Origin of the sequence: Terrimonas ginsenosidimutans, assembly GCF_022012415.1 — a bacterium.
Lineage (GTDB): Bacteria > Bacteroidota > Bacteroidia > Chitinophagales > Chitinophagaceae > Terrimonas_A > Terrimonas_A ginsenosidimutans.
Genome location: NZ_JAKLTR010000023.1, coordinates 25,426 through 42,891, shown reverse-complemented (window position 1 = coordinate 42,891; position 17,466 = coordinate 25,426). Strand labels below are relative to the sequence as shown.

Sequence of the window (17,466 nt, the reverse complement as noted above, 5' to 3'; positions counted from 1 at the left end):
ATTTTATTACCAATATCTGTTTTTCTCTATCATTTGCAGGAATCTCAGTTAATCTATCGCATGAAAATTCTAAAGACATTTTTGTAAAAAAGTAATGTCTTTAGAATAATACTCTTTAAATTAAAAAGAACATATGAAAGCATTGGTTTATCACGGCGACCACAATATCGCTTTGGAAGAAAGACCAAAGCCGACTATTTTAAATCCAACAGATGCGATTATCAGGGTTTTAAAAACAACTATTTGCGGTACGGACTTAGGTATTTACAAAGGCAAAAACCCAGAAATTGCTGATGGGCGCATCTTGGGACACGAAGGTGTAGGATTGGTGGAAGAAGCAGGCGAAAGCGTAACACAGTTTAAGAAAGGTGATAAGGTTTTAATTTCCTGTATTACGTCTTGCGGCTCCTGCGAGTATTGTAAAAAACAATTGTATTCGCATTGCAAAGATGGCGGTTGGATCCTGGGTTATATGATCGATGGTGTCCAGGCAGAGTATGTTCGTATTCCACATGCAGATAATAGCCTGTATAAAGTACCTGCCTCAATTGATGATGAGATAGCGGTTCTACTAAGTGATATCTTGCCTACCGGACACGAAATAGGCGTGCAATATGGTCAGGTGAAACCCGGAGATGCAATTGCCATAGTTGGTGCAGGACCGGTTGGCATGTCAGTGTTGCTAACCGCACAGTTTTATTCGCCATCAATTATTATCATGATTGATATAGATGAAAACAGATTAGATCTGGCCAAGGAACTAGGCGCAACCCACATAATTAATTCAGGGTCGGAAAATGTTTTGGAAACCATACAAAGTATTGTAGGCGACGGCGTAGATGTTGCTATTGAGGCTGTGGGTATTCCTGCGACATGGGATATTTGCCAGAAAATAGTAAAACCGGGGGCACATATAGCAAATGTAGGTGTACACGGAGTAAAAGTTGATTTTGAAATAGAAAAGCTTTGGATCAAGAACCTGACCATCACTACCGGACTTGTAAATACAAATACTACCCCAATGTTGATTAAAGCAGTATCTGCGAATCGTTTTGATTTGAAGAAACTTATTACCCATCATTTCAAATTGGGTGAAATTGAAGAAGCATATCAGATTTTCCTGAATGGAGCAAAAGAAAAGGCCCTGAAAATCATCATTGATAATAACTAGTCATTTCGGCCAGGTAAAAAGTCAACTCCCCCTGTTGAACCTGAAACACGGACTGCTTCTAACTTCAGAGTCGCCCATATGAAAGATGGCAGCCGCCCAATCTTTAACAACCGGGGAGGAGGCGAGCCTGACACCTCCCATTTTCCAATAAAAAAACATTTCCGCCATAAACCCTCTCTTCTCCTCCTTTTCCTCCTTATCCCTCTTAGGCGTATATTTGCGGCATGGATTCACTGTTACAACAACTCGAAGCATACAAATCGGAGATCGCTTCCGCTACAGCCCCTGACGAAAAGCAGCTGGAGGAGTTCCGCATAAAATACCTGGGAACCAAAGGACTGGTGAAGTCGGTGATGGGGGAAATGAAAAATGTTCCGGCCGATAAGAAAAAGGAATTTGGCCAGATCCTGAACGAATTCAAACTTTTTACGGAACAACGTTATGAAGACCTCAAGCTTGCGGCCGATAGTGGTCCTGCAAGTGTGGGTACCAGTATCGATCTGAGCCTTCCGGGCGATCCGATCCCGATCGGCAGCCGTCACCCGATCACGATGATGAAGAACAGGATCGTTTCGATCTTCCAGCGTCTTGGCTTTGCGGAAGCCGAAGGGCCGGAGATTGAAGATGACTGGCATAACTTCGGTGCGCTCAATCTTCCGCCACATCACCCCGCCCGCGATATGCAGGACACGTTCTATATCCAGCAGAATCCCGACTGGGTATTGCGAACACACACCAGCAATACACAGATCCGTGAAATGGAAAAAGGCAAACTGCCCATCCGTGTGATCTGCCCGGGACGTGTTTACCGTAATGAAACCGTTAGCGCGAGAAGCCATTGCTTCTTTCACCAGGTTGAAGGGTTGTATATCGACGAGAATGTTTCCTTTGCCGACCTGAAGCAAACACTTTATTTCTTCGTAAAAGAGATGTATGGTAAAGATGTGAAGGTCCGTTTCCGCCCATCTTATTTCCCGTTCACAGAACCAAGTGCGGAGATGGATGTCAGCTGTTTCATTTGCGGCGGTAAAGGCTGCAATATCTGTAAGAAGACCGGTTGGGTAGAGATCCTTGGATGTGGAATGGTCCATCCCAACGTATTGCAGAACTGTAATATCGATCCGAACAAATACACAGGGTTCGCATTCGGCATGGGTATCGAGAGACCGGCCTTGCTGAAATACGATATCAATGATATAAGACTCTTCAGTGAAAATGATATCAGGTTCCTGCGGCAATTCACCCCGGCGATCTGACGAAAAAGTTTGGCTGTATAAAAATTTAAAGGTTTTAAAGTTGGGAGCAGACCTCTCCAAACTTTAAAACCTTTAAACTTTTATACTATTGCAGCTTTTAGGTTTTCATCCGCTTATAACTGAAATAGGCGGCCAGAGCAAAAGAGACGATGGAGATATAGAACCACGGGGTGAAATCGACCGCGATACTCACATCTGAACTTACCCCATCAAACTTCATTTCTGATTTCAGCTGGCGGTTCACGTCTATCATCAAACCGATAAGTGCCGCGGCAGCCAGTGAGCCGGTCAGCACACCCCCAATGCCAGCCGCTTTGATATTGGTAAATGACAATATCAACCCTAGCCCGCCCAACGCGAGCGCAGCTAATGCATACAAATTCGGCTCCTTATTTTCATCCTTCGAAATACCGGGTTTATTGTCCGTGTTTTCTCTTACCAATCCTTCAAACAAGGTATTCTGGGATCCCGGCCCTTTGATCTTATAGCCAGTAGCCAGTTCGGCCCCGCTGAGCTTCTGGAGCGACATATTATTACATTTTATTTCGAGAAAGGGAAGGAAGAATAGCAAAGCGCCAACGGCAAATGCAATGGAAGATGGTGTTTTTGAACTCGTATGCGTTTTTTGCGGAGCAGGATCATTCGGAATGTCTGCAGGTGCGGCGATCGTTTCATTCATAGAAAAAATTTGTTTCAAGGTAGAATATGTTTTTGAAGAATAAAAACATGCCTTCAGATTGATGTGGTTTAGATCATTCCGTGGCATCATGCAGAATTATCGGTAGGGGAGCGCGGCGGTGACATTTTAAAATACTCCTTACTCTGCGGGCAATGTATCTTCGTAACGGATCACGTGACCAACGCCGAATGACATTATTCCTGTTAGCCGGTGAATGAGGTAAACATTTCAATCACCAAACGAATATCTTTACCACCTAAAAACAGCCATTGTGGAAATCAATACTATTTGCGTTTGCGGCGCCGGTACGATGGGAAGCGGCATTGCACAGGTAGCTGCACAATCGGGGTTTTACACGCTGCTATACGATCTCAATCCTGAGATGCTGGACAAGGCAAAAGCAGGTATAGAGCGAAGTCTTCAAAAATCCGTAGAACGGGAAAAGATCAGCGTCGAAGAAAAGCAACAGGCGCTGGAACGGATCTCTTTCACATCAGACCTTCAAACCTGCCTGGCAGATCTTTTCATCGAAGCCGTTGTCGAAAAACTTCCTGTAAAGATCTCACTGTTCAACCAGTTGGCGGAGTTGAATCACAGCGAATGCATTTTCGCAAGCAATACATCATCTCTCAGTATCACAGAAATTGCCAATGGTGTAATACAGCCGTCACGCGTGATCGGTCTGCACTTCTTCAACCCTGCACCACTGATGAAACTGGTAGAGATCGTTACAACGCCACACACTGTGCCCGGGCTGGCAGAAATAATGGTAAAGCTTACTCAGCGCATGGGAAAAACACCGGTGGTGTGTAAAGACTCCCCTGGCTTCATTGTAAATCGCGTAGCACGTCCCTACTATATTGAATCGCTGCGATTGATCGAAGAAGAGAAAACGAATTTTAAACAACTCGATCAGCTTCTCGAAGCAACCGGCTTTAAAATGGGACCATTCAAACTGATGGACCTGATCGGTAACGATATCAACTATGCGGTCAGCTGCTCTGTGTATGAACAGATGCATCAGCCCGAACGTCTCCGGCCATCTTACGTACAAAAACAAAAAGTAGAGGAGGGGAAATTGGGGCAGAAGGCGGGGATAGGATATTACGAGTATCGTTGATCGTTCACCGTTGCCCGTTCACCGATCAGGATGAAGAATAACATACGGCAACGAACAGACAGGTAACAGAAGCGAAAAATCCGGTCAACGGACAACGGTGATCGAGCAACGATCAAGGCTACCCGTTCCACAGAATGTCCCCTTTCCTGACTATCTTCGCATCCTCTTATCAACAACTAAACGAATTTGTCCAGCAAAGTCCTTGTTACAGGCGGAACCGGATTTCTCGGAGCATACATCATCAAAGAGCTGGTGGAGAAAGGCTATGCGGTGAAAGCGATCCGCAGGGAGAGATCGAGGATGCCATTCTATATTTCGTCGTCCATTCTGGAAAAAGTGGAGTGGATCGAGGGCGATATTCTTGATGTGATCTTTCTTGAAGAAGCGATGGAGGATGTGGACACGGTGATCCATTCAGCGGCAGTTGTTTCTTTTTCCCCGAAGAACAGGCATGAGATGTACCAGGTGAATGTTGAGGGCACGGCAAATGTTGTCAATATTGCGCTGGAACAAAATATCCGCCGACTCGTTTACATAAGTTCGGTAGCTGCACTGGGAAGAACGCTTCAGGGCCAGTCTGTCAGTGAAATGAGTAAATGGGAAAATAACAAATCGAATACCCATTACGCGAAAAGCAAACACAAGGCAGAGCTGGAAGTATGGCGCGCGATCGGCGAAGGACTCGACGCTGTTATTCTAAACCCCGCAACCATCCTTGGCTATGGCGATTGGAATACCGGAAGCAGCGCGATCTTTAAGAGCGTTTACAAGGGATTCGACTGGTACAGTCCGGGAAAAAACGGATTTGTTGCGGTAGAGGATGTAGCCCGGGCAACTGTATTACTGATGGAAACCGATATCACAGAGCAACGGTTCATTATTGCGGGTGATAACTGGACCTTCAAACAGTTGCTTGACACCATGGCCGAAGGATTTGGCAGACCTCATCCAAAGAAACAGACAACACCATCAATGATGGGTATTGCCTGGAGATGGGAAAAGATCAAATCATTCTTTACCGGTCACTCCCCTGTATTAACAAAAGAAAGCGCAAAAGTGGCACACAGCAATACTACTTTTGAAAATGCCAAAATTTTACAAACCCTTCAGGGCTTCCGTTTTACCCCACTGAATGAGGCGATAGATCATGCCTGCAAAAAATACCTGGCGCAGGTGTCTTCAAAAACAAACTGATCGGGTTTTAAAGTTTAACTGTTTAATTGCCGAACGTTTAAAAGTGTGGTCTCCGAACCTGTTTTGAAAATCCTGCTGTTGAACCATCAAACATTTAAACCTGACACTTAAACCTTTGAACCCGGAAGTCTCTGGCATCAGGTTTGACCCGTACCGGCGGGATGTTAAAAAACCGTTGAAGCGAAGATTTACGCTGGCCGGGGCCATCCTTAAAATGTATCTTTAGACATTAATTCAATACTATGCAAAACACCAGGTTTCTATTCTTCCTGCTGTTCACTATTCTTTCTGTTGCAGCAAATGCCCAGTTCAACATATCCGGAAAAGTAATTGATGCAGAAACAAAGGAGCCCTTATCCGGAGCCTCCGTCTATTGCCAGAATACGACATCTGGTACTACCAGCAACAAACAGGGCGAATTTTCTTTAGCATTGAAATCCTCCGGAGGATACGAATTGATCATCAGCTTCACCGGCTATCAGACCCACCGCCTGCAGATCAGTCATACTGACGCTCATCTTCCTGATATTGAAATGGCGCGTGAGGAGAAAAGTATGACCGAAGTGATCATAAAAAGCAGCAATGAACTGAAAGACGGATGGGAACGGTACGGCAGCTTTTTTGTCGAGCAATTCATAGGCACCACTCCCAACGCAGCCAAAAGCAGTTTTCTCAATAATGATGTGTTGAAGTTCTACCTGCTGAAGAAAAGCAATAAGCTTCGCGTGCTTGCCACTGAACCTCTTCAGATCGAGAACAGGGCACTGGGATACAATATGCGCTATCAGCTCGATTCGTTTATCTATGATTACAACACCGGTATCAGTTCTTACAGCGGCTTCTGCCTTTATTCGGAAATGGAAGGAACCGATAGCCTGAAGAAGGTTTGGGCACAAGCGAGGGAAAAGGCTTACCTCGGCTCAAAGCTTCATTTTATGCGGAGCTATTACGATAGTACCGTTGCTCAGGAAGGTTTTACCATCGATCTGTTGGATGAAAACAAAGACGCCAGCTTCAGCCGCATTACTAACCCTTACGACACACTTTACTATGGTGCGCTGGACAGCACCATGCAGGTGGAGATCTGGTATCCGCGTAAGATCAGCGTAACATATACCGCTCAACGCCCCGACCCGGAATACCTGAAACAGTTCAAGCTTCCCAAAAACGTTGCCGTACAGATCTCGTATATCGATATCAGGAACAGCATCGCCATCAAAGAAAATGGCTACTATTACGAACAAAAGGATTGGGTGAACCAAGGCTACTGGAGCTGGAAGAATATTGCGGATCAGCTACCCCTGGATTACTAAACGCGAACGCGAATGCACGCGAATTGCCACGAATGCACACGAATAATGTACTATAGGAAAGAACTTGTTGGCACGTTGAAACAATAAAGCCATGCAATAATGCATGGCTTTATTTTATTGCGGCGGATATTTGAGCCGGCTGGCTGTGTAGCACGCTATTCGTGGGCATTCGCGGCCATTCGCGTTCTATTCGCGTTCGCGTTCTATTCGCGTTCGCGTTCGCGTTTCTGTTTCATTACAAGGTCCCAGAGTTGCGGGATCCTCTTGATCCAAACAAATTCTCTTTTCTTTTGTCCGGCATCTTCAGCGGGATAGCCGAAGTATGTTTTGCCGCCCGGGAGTGATGAAGGAACTCCGCTTTGGGCGAGAACAACAGCATCTTTGCCGATGGTGAGTGTTTTGCTGACGCCAACCTGGCCCCAGAGAATGACATTGTCTTCAATAGTGGTTGCTCCGGCAATGCCTACCTGTGCGGCAAACAGACAATTTTTGCCTACAACGGTATCATGTCCTATATGAACGAGGTTATCCATTTTTGTACCGGCTCCGATGAATGTATCACCACTTACGCCGCGGTCGATCGTACAACCTGCACCGATCTCGACACCATTGGCGATGACAACACGTCCGCCGCTGAGCATCCGTTTGTAGTGGATCTCACGGTTCGTTTTCTTGTTATAGTAGAATGCATCACTGCCAATTACAGTTCCAGCCTGGATCACCACCTCATCTCCCAGCACACAGTGATCCATGATCGTAACGTTGGGATGGATCACACAGTTCGCTCCGATGGTTACATGATTGCCGATGTACGCGCCAGGCATGATCACGGTACCTTCCCCGGCAGCAGAGGTCTCACTGATCATCTTCATCGACGGATTGAACGGTCTGAAATGACGGATGATCGTCTGGTATGCCTCAAAAGGATCGCTCGTGATCAGTAATGCTTTGCCTTCCGGAAAGTCAACCTGCTTATTGATAATGATAAAACTTGCAGCAGACTGTATACAGGCATCGTAGTACTTGGGGTGATCTACAAAAACCAGGTCACCATTTTCAACCTTATGGATCTCATTGATACCAGTAGCATTTGCTGTTGTATTACCTATAAGCTCTGCGCCGATAAGAGATGCGATTTCGGAAAGCGGAACAGGTTTATCAAACTTCATAACAGGAATATTTGTCCGCAAAGTTAACAGCATTCACCCGCCAAAGCATAAACCGGGCATTTTTAAACGCCCGGCGGGTCTTTGGTTTAAAAAATTTTTTTTGCCCCGGGCGACCGCCTTTTAAACCGTTTGAGCATAAAAACTTTGATCAAAAATCATCGCATCAAGTGCAGCAACATTACATCATCATAACATTACGTTAGAATTATCATCGCTTGAAACATGCGCCAGTCAAGCATTTCAGCACATCATATTATTTACATACATTGTTGCATCAATTCTATGAAGTGTTAAGAGACCATTGAAAAATCATCACAGATCATTGAAAAAGGCCGGTCCATTATCCACAGCCTGTTTTAAAATGTGAATAAAATTGTTATTGATTTTTTTTTGGATAGTAAAAAATATATTTAATATTGTGATGGGAAATTTATTTCCCTGTACTTACTAACCCATCCATTATAATGATCCCTTCGATACTTCGAAGGGATTTTTACTTTCAGCAACTCCATCATTATCGCTCTTCTTTCTTTATCTACATGGGGGGATAGGTTCCATAGGTTTGATAGGTTCCATAGGTTTGATAGGTTCCGTAAGCTTGATCGGTCCTGTTCTTATTGCTGTAAAAGTTCTTGCCCGTTTGGAAACTGTTTCGTCTTTAAGAAAAACGTACCCGCCTGTAAAACCCATCAAACCTACCAAGCCTGCCAAACTTATCAAACCTATGGAACTTATGGAACCTATGAACCCTCTCACCTCACCCTCGCCCGCAACCATCTCCTTCAAATTAGATCGCTCCGGTAAGCAATAATTCGAATACCTTTGAAACACATCAAAAAGAAAGTACCTCATGCTAAAGTCCATGACCGGATTTGGAAGAGCCGAAAAAAACGCCGGCGATAAAACCTTCCTTGTAGATATAAAATCTCTGAACGGTAAACAATTTGAACTGCAGCTCAGACTTCCAGCCATGTTAAGGCCATTTGAATTTGACATCCGCCGTTTACTTTCTGAAAGACTGGGAAGGGGTAGTGTTGACTGTACGATCAGCCTGAAGGATACCGGTAGTTCGAAACCTGTTACGATCAATACCGATCTCGCAAAAGCTTATTATAAACCGCTGGCCGAACTTTCAGCTGCGCTTAACCTTGATCCCTCTCATATTCTGAGCACACTGGTCAAGCTCCCTGAAGTGATCACGCCAAGTGCCGAAACGCTTAGTGATAAAGAATGGAATGAACTGCAGCAGATCATCAACCTGGCAATTGACAACCTCAATGCACACAGGACTGATGAGGGCAGATCTCTTGAAGCCGACCTTCTGTCCAGGATCAATAATATCACCACACAGCAACAGGAAGTGATCCGGCTCGAACCTTTGCGTCAGCAAAAGATCAGGGAAGGACTTGTGAAATTGCTGGAAGAGCAGGTGGGTAAGGATGCGTATGATACCAACCGCCTGGAACAGGAGCTGATCTATTATATAGAGAAGATCGACATCAGCGAAGAACAGGTGCGCCTGAAAAATCACTGCGATTATTTCAAGACCCTTTTGGACGAAGCAGAAGAGGCAAAAGGAAAGAAGCTATCATTCATCCTCCAGGAGATCGGCCGTGAGATCAATACAACCGGCTCCAAAGCCTATGATTCCACTATTCAGAAATGTGTGGTACTGATGAAAGACGAACTCGAAAAGGCAAAAGAACAGGTGCTCAACGTTCTTTAATGACATACTAAAGGAAAGGGGAATCCGTAAAATTCCCTTTTCCTCTTTCTCCTCTTAGCTTAGCTTTGTTAAAATTTGACCATTGAAAAAGCTTTTCCCCCTTTACCTGGTTGCCGCCCTTTTAACCGGTTTTCTTTACAGCTGCGCCACGATCGATCTTTATGAGAAAACAGTGGCAATTCCCGATCATGCATGGAAAAGCAGTTTCAAACCGGGATTTGACTTTACCATCAAAGACACCGCGGCTTCATATACCGTCTTCCTGGTATTAAGACATAATGAGAAATATAGTTTCAGCAATATTTTCCTGAACCTGTATGTCAAAGGTCCCGGACAGGATTCCACTATCAAGATCCAGAAGGAGCTGACACTTGCTACAAACGAAAAAGGCTGGCTTGGAAGCGGCATGGATGACATCTATGAACACCGCATTGCCATGGCAGCGCCCCAGAGTCTCAAAGCGGGCACCTATACTTTTACACTGGAGCAGATCATGCGCGAAGACCCGCTGGAGAACGTCCTGAATGCAGGTATCCGGCTTGAAAAGAAACCCTAAACTATGGCCGACAGCAGCCGAAGACAGATAAAGAGAGCCACGTTCATTTACTGGCTGATGTTAAGCTATATCGTTGTAGCGCTTATCTGGTGGTTCATTTCCCTGGAAAAACAAAATCATGCGCTGGCAGATTTCCGGATCAAACAGCTGAATGCAACGATCGACTCCTCCATCTCCCCTTCTTTTTACAAGAAAGAACTGATCCAGATAGATTCTGCGAAAACCCGGTCCAGGATCATGCACCTCAGTGAAGGGTTGTTCTTTCTTGCCCTGATCATTATCACCGCCGTATTTGTATTCCGTTCGGTACGCCGCCAATTCAGACTTCAGCAGCAGCAGCAGAATTTTATGATGGCCGTTACCCATGAATTGAAAACACCGATCGCCGTCGCCAGGCTGAATCTCGAAACCATGCTGAAGTACACACTGGAACCGGAAAAGCAAAAACGGTTGATCCGTACAACACTGGAAGAAACGGCCAGGCTGAACTTTCTCACCAATAACATCCTCATCTCATCTCAATTAGAAGGCGGGAGATATTCTTTTGCAAAAGAAGAACTCGACCTGTCTGACCTGCTGAAGGATTGTCTTCAGGACTTCCGCAACCGTTTTCCCGACCGCATCTTCCATGGCGACGTTGAAGCGGATGTTGATGTAAAAGGAGATGCCATGCTATTGCAGATCCTGATCAACAATTTGCTGGAAAATGCCATAAAATACGCACCCCGCGAAAGCCCGATCAAAGCAACTTTGATACACGAAGGCAAAACGGTGCGGCTGAATGTAACTGATGAAGGACCAGGCATCCCCGAAGAAGAGCGGAAAAAGATCTTCGAAAAATTCTACCGCATCGGAAATGAATCAACCCGCAAGACGCAGGGCACCGGTTTAGGCCTGTATCTTTGCAGCAAGATCGCCCACGATCATAATGCGGACATTTCGGTGACAAACAATATCCCGCATGGGGCTAATTTTGCGGTCACATTTAACCCTTAAGAGAGGTTATGAGCGACGATAAGAAAACATCAATACTACTGGTAGAAGACGAAGAGAATCTCCACGAGGCATTAAAGCTGAACCTGGAACTGGAAGGCTATGATGTTACATCTGCTTTTGATGGCGCTGCCGCCCTTAAAGCTGTTGAAACCGAATACTTCGATCTTATTATACTCGACGTGATGCTTCCTGAAATGGATGGCATCAGCGTTGCCGAAAGCATCCGCATCGGCAATAACGAAGTTCCCATTCTGATTCTCAGTGCTAAAAATTCAAGTGCCGACAGAGTGCTCGGATTGAAAAAAGGCGCCGACGATTATCTTACCAAACCGTTCAACCTGGAAGAACTCTTACTCCGCGTCCACAAGCTCATCAATAAGAACAAAAAGCTGCAGGATAAATCATCTGTTGGGAACAGTTACACGTTCGGCAACAACCTGATCGACTTCAAGGCTCAGGAGGCAACAACGCATACCAATGGTAAAATTCAGCTGAGCAAAAAAGAAACTATGCTGCTGAAACTCCTGATCGAGAATAAAAATGAAGTGGTACCGCGCGAAAAGATCTTACAGGCTGTCTGGGGATATAACGTTTATCCCACCACACGCACCATAGATAACTTTATTCTGAATTTCCGCAAATACTTTGAAGAAGACAGCAGGAACCCGAAGTACTTTCATTCAGTGAGAGGTGTAGGGTATAAGTATTCGGAATGATGATCGATGTCCGTTGCCATCTCCGTTAGCCGACTCTGTTTCCCTTTGCGGAGGATAAAATTCCGCCCTGACGAACGGGCTTAGCGTAGTCCGGCTATCTTCAGCATGACGTGTCTTGTTTCCTCCAGCAATTGCTGTTTATCTGTAATAGCCGAAGCTCCGGTGAACATGCCGGTTTCACAGGTATCAAGTATACGCAGAATGGATTGCTGATCAACCTCAGCAACCTGTCGCAAGTCAAGTTCCTGCATTAATGCACGCTTATTCATCAGACTTCCGGTTAAGCCAAACTGCTGACCGGCGAAATCCCAGATCGCGTTACGCAACGCCGTATAGAAAGTTGTTTCATCTGCCTGCAACAAGATCGTTACCGGCTTCAACAGTTCTGTTATACCTGGACGCGGCGTTGCCAGAACAGGCTGTTCAACAGGTTTTCTCTTTGTCTTTTGCATTTTGCGGACAGCAAACATAACTATCACCAAACACAAGACAAGTCCTCCTCCGATCCATACTTTTGCCGGAATAGCAGATGCAGGCTTTACGGCGGACATCTCCGCTTTGATATCCTCGGTAGCTTCCCCTTTACTGATCTTTACAACCAGGGGATTGGTTGATGCAGTTCGATACCGGTTACTATCGGGATCAAAAAAGCAAAAGCTGATCGCAGGAATAGTATACTCTCCGGGTTTTGTAGATATAAATCTGAAACGGAATATCCGCTTACCTTCCAAGGGAGAAACTTCTTTATGAAGTGTGTCCCGGATCTCCGGGGCAAACCCTTCCATATTGGCAGGCCAGTTGACCGCAGGTGCGGCCAGTTGCAAAAAGTTGCCTTTCCCGGAAACCGTCACTAACAGATCGCCTTCCCTGTTGGTACCTATCTCGTCCTCTTCCAGCGTTGCAGCAATACTGAACTTACCGGTTGCTCCATTGAATGAAGCTGGCCTGTTCGTGTCCGGCAACGCGGTCACCTTCACCGTTACAGGTTCTGTACGCATACTGGTTTCCGCGAGCTTGAATCCCGGTTTTGAAAACAACTCATCTTCTGTGGGCATCACGCCCTCCACTATCTCCTGCTCGGTCCGCTTCACGACAGAACTGGTAGAGAACTCAACCTTATTCTGCACTTCCATCGGATCGATGGTAAACGTGCCGGCACTTAAAGGATAAAGCTGAACTTTCCTGATCGTATGCACTTCAAACTTCTTCCCATTCACCACTTCTGTTGCCGTGATCCGGTCACCAAGACCGATCATTTCCTGGATCGCAAAGCCATAAAAACCCGGGTTCTTTACGATGTCTGAATGCGAGTTGAGACGTGAGTATAATTTAAATGTGGCAGTGACCGGCTGACCAACATAACATGTTTTACGATCTACCGATACTTTCATGAAAATATTCTTCCGCATTTTTTCAATCGGGTCTTCACCTGGGGCGAGGTAGGTCCCTTCCGCGGGTGGGGTCTTGTCGGATAAAATACCCCTGGCAATTGCCGACGCTTTACTGATCACCTGCAGAGATGCCGGCTGGCTGCGCACGATCTGTCCACCAACTTTAACACTCGCTGCGGGAATCGCATACAGACCTTCTTTTGTAGCTAAGAGCGTAAAAGTGATATTCTTTACGTTAATGGCGCCTTTATCACCGTAGTTAACTCCCGCATAGGCATTCGGGCCACTGATGACGCGGAAGGGCTTGAAGTCTGGTTGAAAAAAATCAGCTTCCGAACCTTCATCTTCCAGTACGTATTGCACCTGAAATGACTCTCCCGCAACGACCGGACCCTGTGTTACGATCGTTTTCAATGATACCTGTGCGTTGAGCAGGCAGAGGATCATTAATGCAGGAATAAGCAACAGGCCCTTTTTCATATCTTATAAAAATAGACTCAGATATGCTAAAGTTATTCTAAAATAGGAGGAATGGGGGCGGCGATTGAACGTAATGTTGTGGTTTAAGCCTGGTTTGGCGTAGGTTCCCGCTGATTACGCAGATTTATTTTTACAACGCGTGAAAATTCTTACACTACTGCAGCTATCTTTTAAGGCATGCGCCGATTACGCAGATCAGTTCAAATAACCAAAACATCTGCGAAATCCCGCACCCTATAAAACTGTTTCCTGTATTCGATTACTTCCTTCTTTCAAAAAGATAAATCTGCGGAATCAGCAGGAACCTACGCCAGACACTACCCGGCTCAGGTGCAATCTCCGAAGGCGCGCTACAGATCTCCCAGCTGTGGCCGGATCACAATATCTTCTACACAAGCCTGTACAGAAAGCTGAGAAGACGCATACACCATCATTGCAATATCCTTTGCTTCCATGATCCTTCTGCTGCTATTGTCATATCCTTCCCAGGAATCAGTAAGCGTTGCACCGGGCATCACAGCCGTCACTTTTATTCCATGCGGCTTCATCTCTTCCCGCAGATTCTTACTAAACCCATACAGCGCAAACTTGCTGATGCTGTATGCACCGCCATTGTCATACGCCTTCAATGACGCGATGGAGCACATGTTGAAAATATGACGCCCCTGACCGTTCTTCATCATCAATGGCAATAGCGCCCGGGTCAAATGATAAGCGCTAAAAAGATTAATCGATAGTTGTCTTTCCAGTACGCCGTCCGCCTCATTGTGAACGCTTCCCGGCTCGAAGCTTCCCGCATTATTGACCAGTATGTCCGGAGCTCCGGCTGATTGCTCCATCCACTCTGCCAGTGCGAGTGCGTCTTCTTTCCTCGACAGATCGAACGCCTTGCAATGAACGGTTGCCTGCGGATATTCCGCCGCAATCTGATCAGCCGTCCTTTCCAACGCTTGCTCATTCCGGCTGCTGAGGAACAATTGATGTCCCTGCTTCGCAAAAACATTTGCGATCGCCTTGCCGATACCCCTTGAAGCTCCTGTAATTAAAACTTTCATCTGACTCAATTTATAAATGCGAAGTACGCAGTTTTCCCGTTATTTATTGAATCCGCTGTGAACACCCTTTTTTAAAAATGATTTATCATTAAAAAGCAGGCCGGGAACTGCCGATGACCGAAATTCGCAGGTATGAAATACCGGCACCTGTTCTTCGATCTTGATCATACCCTGTGGGACTTTGACTCGAATGCACGCGTAACGCTTGAAGCTATTTATGAAGACCTTCAACTGAAAACAAGAGGCATAGATGATTTCGAATTATTCTACCGCAATTATCTTGGACATAATGAAAAGTTGTGGGAACGCTACCGTCGCGGGTATATCCGCCAGGATGAGCTAAGAGTAAAAAGGATGTGGCTCTCCCTTCTTGACTTTAAGATCGCGGATGACGCCCTTTCAAAAGCAATGAGCGTACAATTCCTTGATCTTCTCCCGACCAGGACGATCCTGTTCCCCCATGCAAAAGAAGTGTTGCAGTATCTGAAAGACAAGAACTATGAACTGCATCTGATCACCAATGGATTTGAAAAAGTACAGCATAGCAAGCTCCGCAATTCAGGGCTGGATATTTTCTTTGGAGAAGTGATCACTTCTGAAGGCTCTAACAGTCTTAAGCCCAATAAGGAGATCTTTGATTATGCATTCAACAAGACCGGTGCAGTTGCTGCAACGAGCATTATGCTGGGAGATACGCTTGATGTAGATATACAGGGAGCTATTAATGCGGGAATGGATCAGGTATTTGTCAACCATCTTGGTATTAAGCCGGAGATCAAACCAACTTATATGGTGAATTCACTGAAAGAACTTGAAGAGATCTTTTGAGAAGGCGGCCGCTTTGATATCAACCGGCGTAGGAGTATCGCAAAGAGCGCAAAGGACCGCAATGGACGCAACGAAATCCATCTTTAAATGAGTTATACGTTGCGCTCTTTGCGACCCTTTGCGCTCTTTGCGATACTCCTACGCAGATCAAATTAGAGTTAATAGCACCCTACCATTCTGCAACGACTGTTACCCCACCCTGCGGTTTATCACCAATCTTCACCTTCACTTTTGCATCCAGGGGAAGCAAGAGATCCACACGGGAACCGAATTTGATAAAGCCCATCTCTTCATTCTGCTTTACCTGTTGACCAGCCTTCAGGTAGTTAACGATCCTTTTTGCCAGTGCACCGGCGATCTGCTTTGTCAGTACTTCTTTGCCGCCTTTACGATATACTGTGGTATGGCGTTCATTCTCTGTAGAGGATTTCGGATGCCAGGCAACAAGATATTTTCCTTTATGATACTGGTTGTAGACAACATCGCCCGTAACGGGGTTACGGTTAACGTGTACGTTCAACGGGCTCATGAAGATTGAAACCTGGATGCGGCGATCTGTAAAATATTCGTCAGCCTGCACTTCTTCGATGGCCACAACAGTACCATCAGCGGGAGCGATGATCTGGTTGTCGCTGTATGTAAGTGTGCGGTTGGGTATTCTGAAAAATGAAATGATAAAGATAAGCAGGCCGAGGGTTACGATCGAGATCAGACCTGTCAGCAGGGGATAATTAAAGCTCAGGAAATAGAATGAAAGTAAATTGATGATGCCGAAAATGATGGCGGCAACGGCAATCGAGGTATAACCTTCTTTATGGATTGTCATAAGATTGAAATTGAGGAGCAAAGATAAGGTTTCGAACGTTTATATATTATTGAGGAATAGAGTAGGTTGGTGTTGTGATCGTCAGCATATTTTTTAATACCAGCAGCAGAACCCATACAAATGGAACTGCTATGAGAAGTGAATCAAACCTGTCGAGAAATCCGCCATGTCCGGGCATGATGCTTCCGCTGTCTTTCACACCCGCCATTCTTTTTAACTTGGATTCAAGAAGATCACCGAGCGTTCCCGTGATCGCGGCTACCAGGGCTATGGCCGCCAGCACAGGCGCGATCCGGGAAGCATAGCCGTCGTTGTCACCCTGAAAAAGTATCAGCGGAGAGATCCATCCCACTATACCGACCGCCAGAATGACTCCGCCGATCGTACCTTCCCAGGTTTTCTTCGGAGAGATGGAAGACAGCGGTCTTCTTCCAATGAAAGACCCTACTATGTAAGCCATCGTATCATTGATCCAGATACTGGCAATGATCACGATCGGAATGAAAGTGGAACCTACCACATACATTGTATCATGCAGATGAATATCTATAGTAGAAGAATACAGGTCGATCAGCAAACCCCAGCTCAGGGAGATATAGATGATCCCCAGAAATGCTGCCGCAAATGATTTGAGCTTGATCTTCTTGCTCATAAAAATTCCGAACACAAGCATGATGAACCCGGCGACTGAAACGGGAAGAAATACATTTTGCTTCACGCCATATCCCGCAATACGGTACACATCTCCGCAAAACCAGATCATCAATCCATAACCCAGCAGCATGAACCCCATTTTGACATACACATCATAGCTGACCTTATTGATCTTTTCCAGCAGGTTGAAATATTCCCACCAGCAGCCAAAGTGAATGACCGAAAACAATACAAGAAAGCTCCACTGGTTCCAGAATAAGCCAGTAAGCATAACTGCTACAAAAACGATCGCAGTGAGCGCTCTTGTACGGAAGGTTGGCCAGTTAAATGCCATGG

At 45.6% G+C, this 17,466-nt stretch carries 16 protein-coding genes; 10 read left to right on the top strand and 6 right to left on the bottom strand.

The genetic code is table 11. The features are described 5' to 3' along the window. Window positions 1–133 precede the first annotated feature (133 nt). Both LZZ85_RS25195 and LZZ85_RS25190 read left to right on the top strand, forming a co-directional pair. Window positions 134–1,171, top strand: coding sequence for a zinc-dependent alcohol dehydrogenase family protein (locus tag LZZ85_RS25195; RefSeq protein ID WP_237876415.1), 1,038 nt, complete (start codon window positions 134–136; stop codon window positions 1,169–1,171). A 224-nt stretch (window positions 1,172–1,395) separates the two neighbouring features. Further along, the gene (locus LZZ85_RS25190; RefSeq protein WP_237876413.1) at window positions 1,396–2,427 is read left to right on the top strand and encodes a phenylalanine--tRNA ligase subunit alpha; all 1,032 of its coding nucleotides are present in this window, start codon (window positions 1,396–1,398) and stop codon (window positions 2,425–2,427) included. 97 nt (window positions 2,428–2,524) lie between these two features. Here LZZ85_RS25190 and LZZ85_RS25185 read toward each other — a convergent pair whose 3' ends face one another. Next, window positions 2,525–3,106, bottom strand: a complete 582-nt coding sequence (locus tag LZZ85_RS25185; protein WP_237876412.1) for a hypothetical protein — start codon at window positions 3,104–3,106, stop codon at window positions 2,525–2,527. Between the two features lie 271 nt (window positions 3,107–3,377). Here LZZ85_RS25185 and LZZ85_RS28715 point away from each other — a divergent pair, with 271 nt between their 5' ends. From LZZ85_RS28715 to LZZ85_RS25170, 3 genes are all read left to right on the top strand, one after another. Then, window positions 3,378–4,226, top strand: coding sequence for a 3-hydroxyacyl-CoA dehydrogenase family protein (locus LZZ85_RS28715; RefSeq protein ID WP_237876411.1), 849 nt, complete (start codon window positions 3,378–3,380; stop codon window positions 4,224–4,226). 186 nt (window positions 4,227–4,412) lie between these two features. Further along, window positions 4,413–5,420, top strand: coding sequence for an SDR family NAD(P)-dependent oxidoreductase (locus LZZ85_RS25175; RefSeq protein ID WP_237876410.1), 1,008 nt, complete (start codon window positions 4,413–4,415; stop codon window positions 5,418–5,420). A gap of 242 nt (window positions 5,421–5,662) precedes the next feature. Beyond that, window positions 5,663–6,733: a carboxypeptidase-like regulatory domain-containing protein gene (locus tag LZZ85_RS25170; protein WP_237876408.1), complete on the top strand. Its 1,071-nt coding sequence runs from the start codon at window positions 5,663–5,665 to the stop codon at window positions 6,731–6,733. A 203-nt stretch (window positions 6,734–6,936) separates the two neighbouring features. On the opposite strand, the gene LZZ85_RS25165 is transcribed toward LZZ85_RS25170, so the two are convergent. Then, a complete protein-coding gene (locus LZZ85_RS25165) occupies window positions 6,937–7,902 on the bottom strand; it encodes a UDP-3-O-(3-hydroxymyristoyl)glucosamine N-acyltransferase (RefSeq protein ID WP_237876407.1) in 966 nt (321 codons plus the stop codon). 850 nt (window positions 7,903–8,752) lie between these two features. Here LZZ85_RS25165 and LZZ85_RS25160 point away from each other — a divergent pair. The 4 genes from LZZ85_RS25160 to LZZ85_RS25145 all read left to right on the top strand — a co-directional run bounded on the left by LZZ85_RS25160 (window position 8,753) and on the right by LZZ85_RS25145 (window position 11,896). Next, window positions 8,753–9,628 carry a YicC/YloC family endoribonuclease gene (locus LZZ85_RS25160; protein ID WP_237876406.1) on the top strand — a complete coding sequence of 292 codons (876 nt, stop codon included), beginning with the start codon at window positions 8,753–8,755 and terminating at the stop codon, window positions 9,626–9,628. An 82-nt stretch (window positions 9,629–9,710) separates the two neighbouring features. Beyond that, a complete protein-coding gene (locus LZZ85_RS25155) occupies window positions 9,711–10,184 on the top strand; it encodes a gliding motility lipoprotein GldH (RefSeq protein ID WP_237876405.1) in 474 nt (157 codons plus the stop codon). 3 nt (window positions 10,185–10,187) lie between these two features. Further along, the gene (locus tag LZZ85_RS25150) at window positions 10,188–11,180 is read left to right on the top strand and encodes a sensor histidine kinase (RefSeq protein WP_237876403.1); all 993 of its coding nucleotides are present in this window, start codon (window positions 10,188–10,190) and stop codon (window positions 11,178–11,180) included. An 8-nt stretch (window positions 11,181–11,188) separates the two neighbouring features. Next, window positions 11,189–11,896, top strand: coding sequence for a response regulator transcription factor (locus LZZ85_RS25145; RefSeq protein ID WP_237876402.1), 708 nt, complete (start codon window positions 11,189–11,191; stop codon window positions 11,894–11,896). Between the two features lie 80 nt (window positions 11,897–11,976). On the opposite strand, the gene LZZ85_RS25140 is transcribed toward LZZ85_RS25145, so the two are convergent. Then, on the bottom strand, window positions 11,977–13,767 hold the full coding sequence (locus tag LZZ85_RS25140; RefSeq protein ID WP_237876401.1) for a BatD family protein: 1,791 nt from the start codon (window positions 13,765–13,767) through the stop codon (window positions 11,977–11,979). 350 nt (window positions 13,768–14,117) lie between these two features. Beyond that, complete coding sequence (locus LZZ85_RS25135) at window positions 14,118–14,822, bottom strand: SDR family NAD(P)-dependent oxidoreductase (protein ID WP_237876400.1); 705 nt, start codon at window positions 14,820–14,822, stop codon at window positions 14,118–14,120. Between the two features lie 132 nt (window positions 14,823–14,954). On the opposite strand from LZZ85_RS25135, the gene LZZ85_RS25130 reads away from it, so the two are divergent. Beyond that, window positions 14,955–15,650, top strand: coding sequence for a YjjG family noncanonical pyrimidine nucleotidase (locus LZZ85_RS25130; protein WP_237876399.1), 696 nt, complete (start codon window positions 14,955–14,957; stop codon window positions 15,648–15,650). Between the two features lie 169 nt (window positions 15,651–15,819). Here LZZ85_RS25130 and LZZ85_RS25125 read toward each other — a convergent pair whose 3' ends face one another. Together LZZ85_RS25125 and LZZ85_RS25120 are read right to left on the bottom strand one after the other, a co-directional pair. Next, the gene (locus tag LZZ85_RS25125) at window positions 15,820–16,476 is read right to left on the bottom strand and encodes a phosphatidylserine decarboxylase family protein (RefSeq protein ID WP_237876397.1); all 657 of its coding nucleotides are present in this window, start codon (window positions 16,474–16,476) and stop codon (window positions 15,820–15,822) included. Between the two features lie 46 nt (window positions 16,477–16,522). Continuing rightward, window positions 16,523–17,464, bottom strand: a complete 942-nt coding sequence (locus LZZ85_RS25120; RefSeq protein WP_237876396.1) for a phosphatidate cytidylyltransferase — start codon at window positions 17,462–17,464, stop codon at window positions 16,523–16,525. Window positions 17,465–17,466: the final 2 nt, after the last annotated feature.

Bases quoted from the DNA above. Each gene is read 5' to 3' on its own strand.
- LZZ85_RS25140 (WP_237876401.1), bottom strand. From the start codon at position 13,767: ATGAAAAAGGGCCTGTTGCTTATTCCTGCATTAATGATCCTCTGCCTG.
- LZZ85_RS25195 (WP_237876415.1), top strand. From the start codon at position 134: ATGAAAGCATTGGTTTATCACGGCGACCACAATATCGCTTTGGAAGAA.
- LZZ85_RS25185 (WP_237876412.1), bottom strand. From the start codon at position 3,106: ATGAATGAAACGATCGCCGCACCTGCAGACATTCCGAATGATCCTGCT.
- LZZ85_RS25145 (WP_237876402.1), top strand. From the start codon at position 11,189: ATGAGCGACGATAAGAAAACATCAATACTACTGGTAGAAGACGAAGAG.
- LZZ85_RS25170 (WP_237876408.1), top strand. From the start codon at position 5,663: ATGCAAAACACCAGGTTTCTATTCTTCCTGCTGTTCACTATTCTTTCT.
- LZZ85_RS25150 (WP_237876403.1), top strand. From the start codon at position 10,188: ATGGCCGACAGCAGCCGAAGACAGATAAAGAGAGCCACGTTCATTTAC.
- LZZ85_RS25120 (WP_237876396.1), bottom strand. From the start codon at position 17,464: ATGGCATTTAACTGGCCAACCTTCCGTACAAGAGCGCTCACTGCGATC.
- LZZ85_RS25165 (WP_237876407.1), bottom strand. From the start codon at position 7,902: ATGAAGTTTGATAAACCTGTTCCGCTTTCCGAAATCGCATCTCTTATC.
- LZZ85_RS25135 (WP_237876400.1), bottom strand. From the start codon at position 14,822: ATGAAAGTTTTAATTACAGGAGCTTCAAGGGGTATCGGCAAGGCGATC.
- LZZ85_RS25125 (WP_237876397.1), bottom strand. From the start codon at position 16,476: ATGACAATCCATAAAGAAGGTTATACCTCGATTGCCGTTGCCGCCATC.
- LZZ85_RS25160 (WP_237876406.1), top strand. From the start codon at position 8,753: ATGCTAAAGTCCATGACCGGATTTGGAAGAGCCGAAAAAAACGCCGGC.
- LZZ85_RS25130 (WP_237876399.1), top strand. From the start codon at position 14,955: ATGAAATACCGGCACCTGTTCTTCGATCTTGATCATACCCTGTGGGAC.
- LZZ85_RS25190 (WP_237876413.1), top strand. From the start codon at position 1,396: ATGGATTCACTGTTACAACAACTCGAAGCATACAAATCGGAGATCGCT.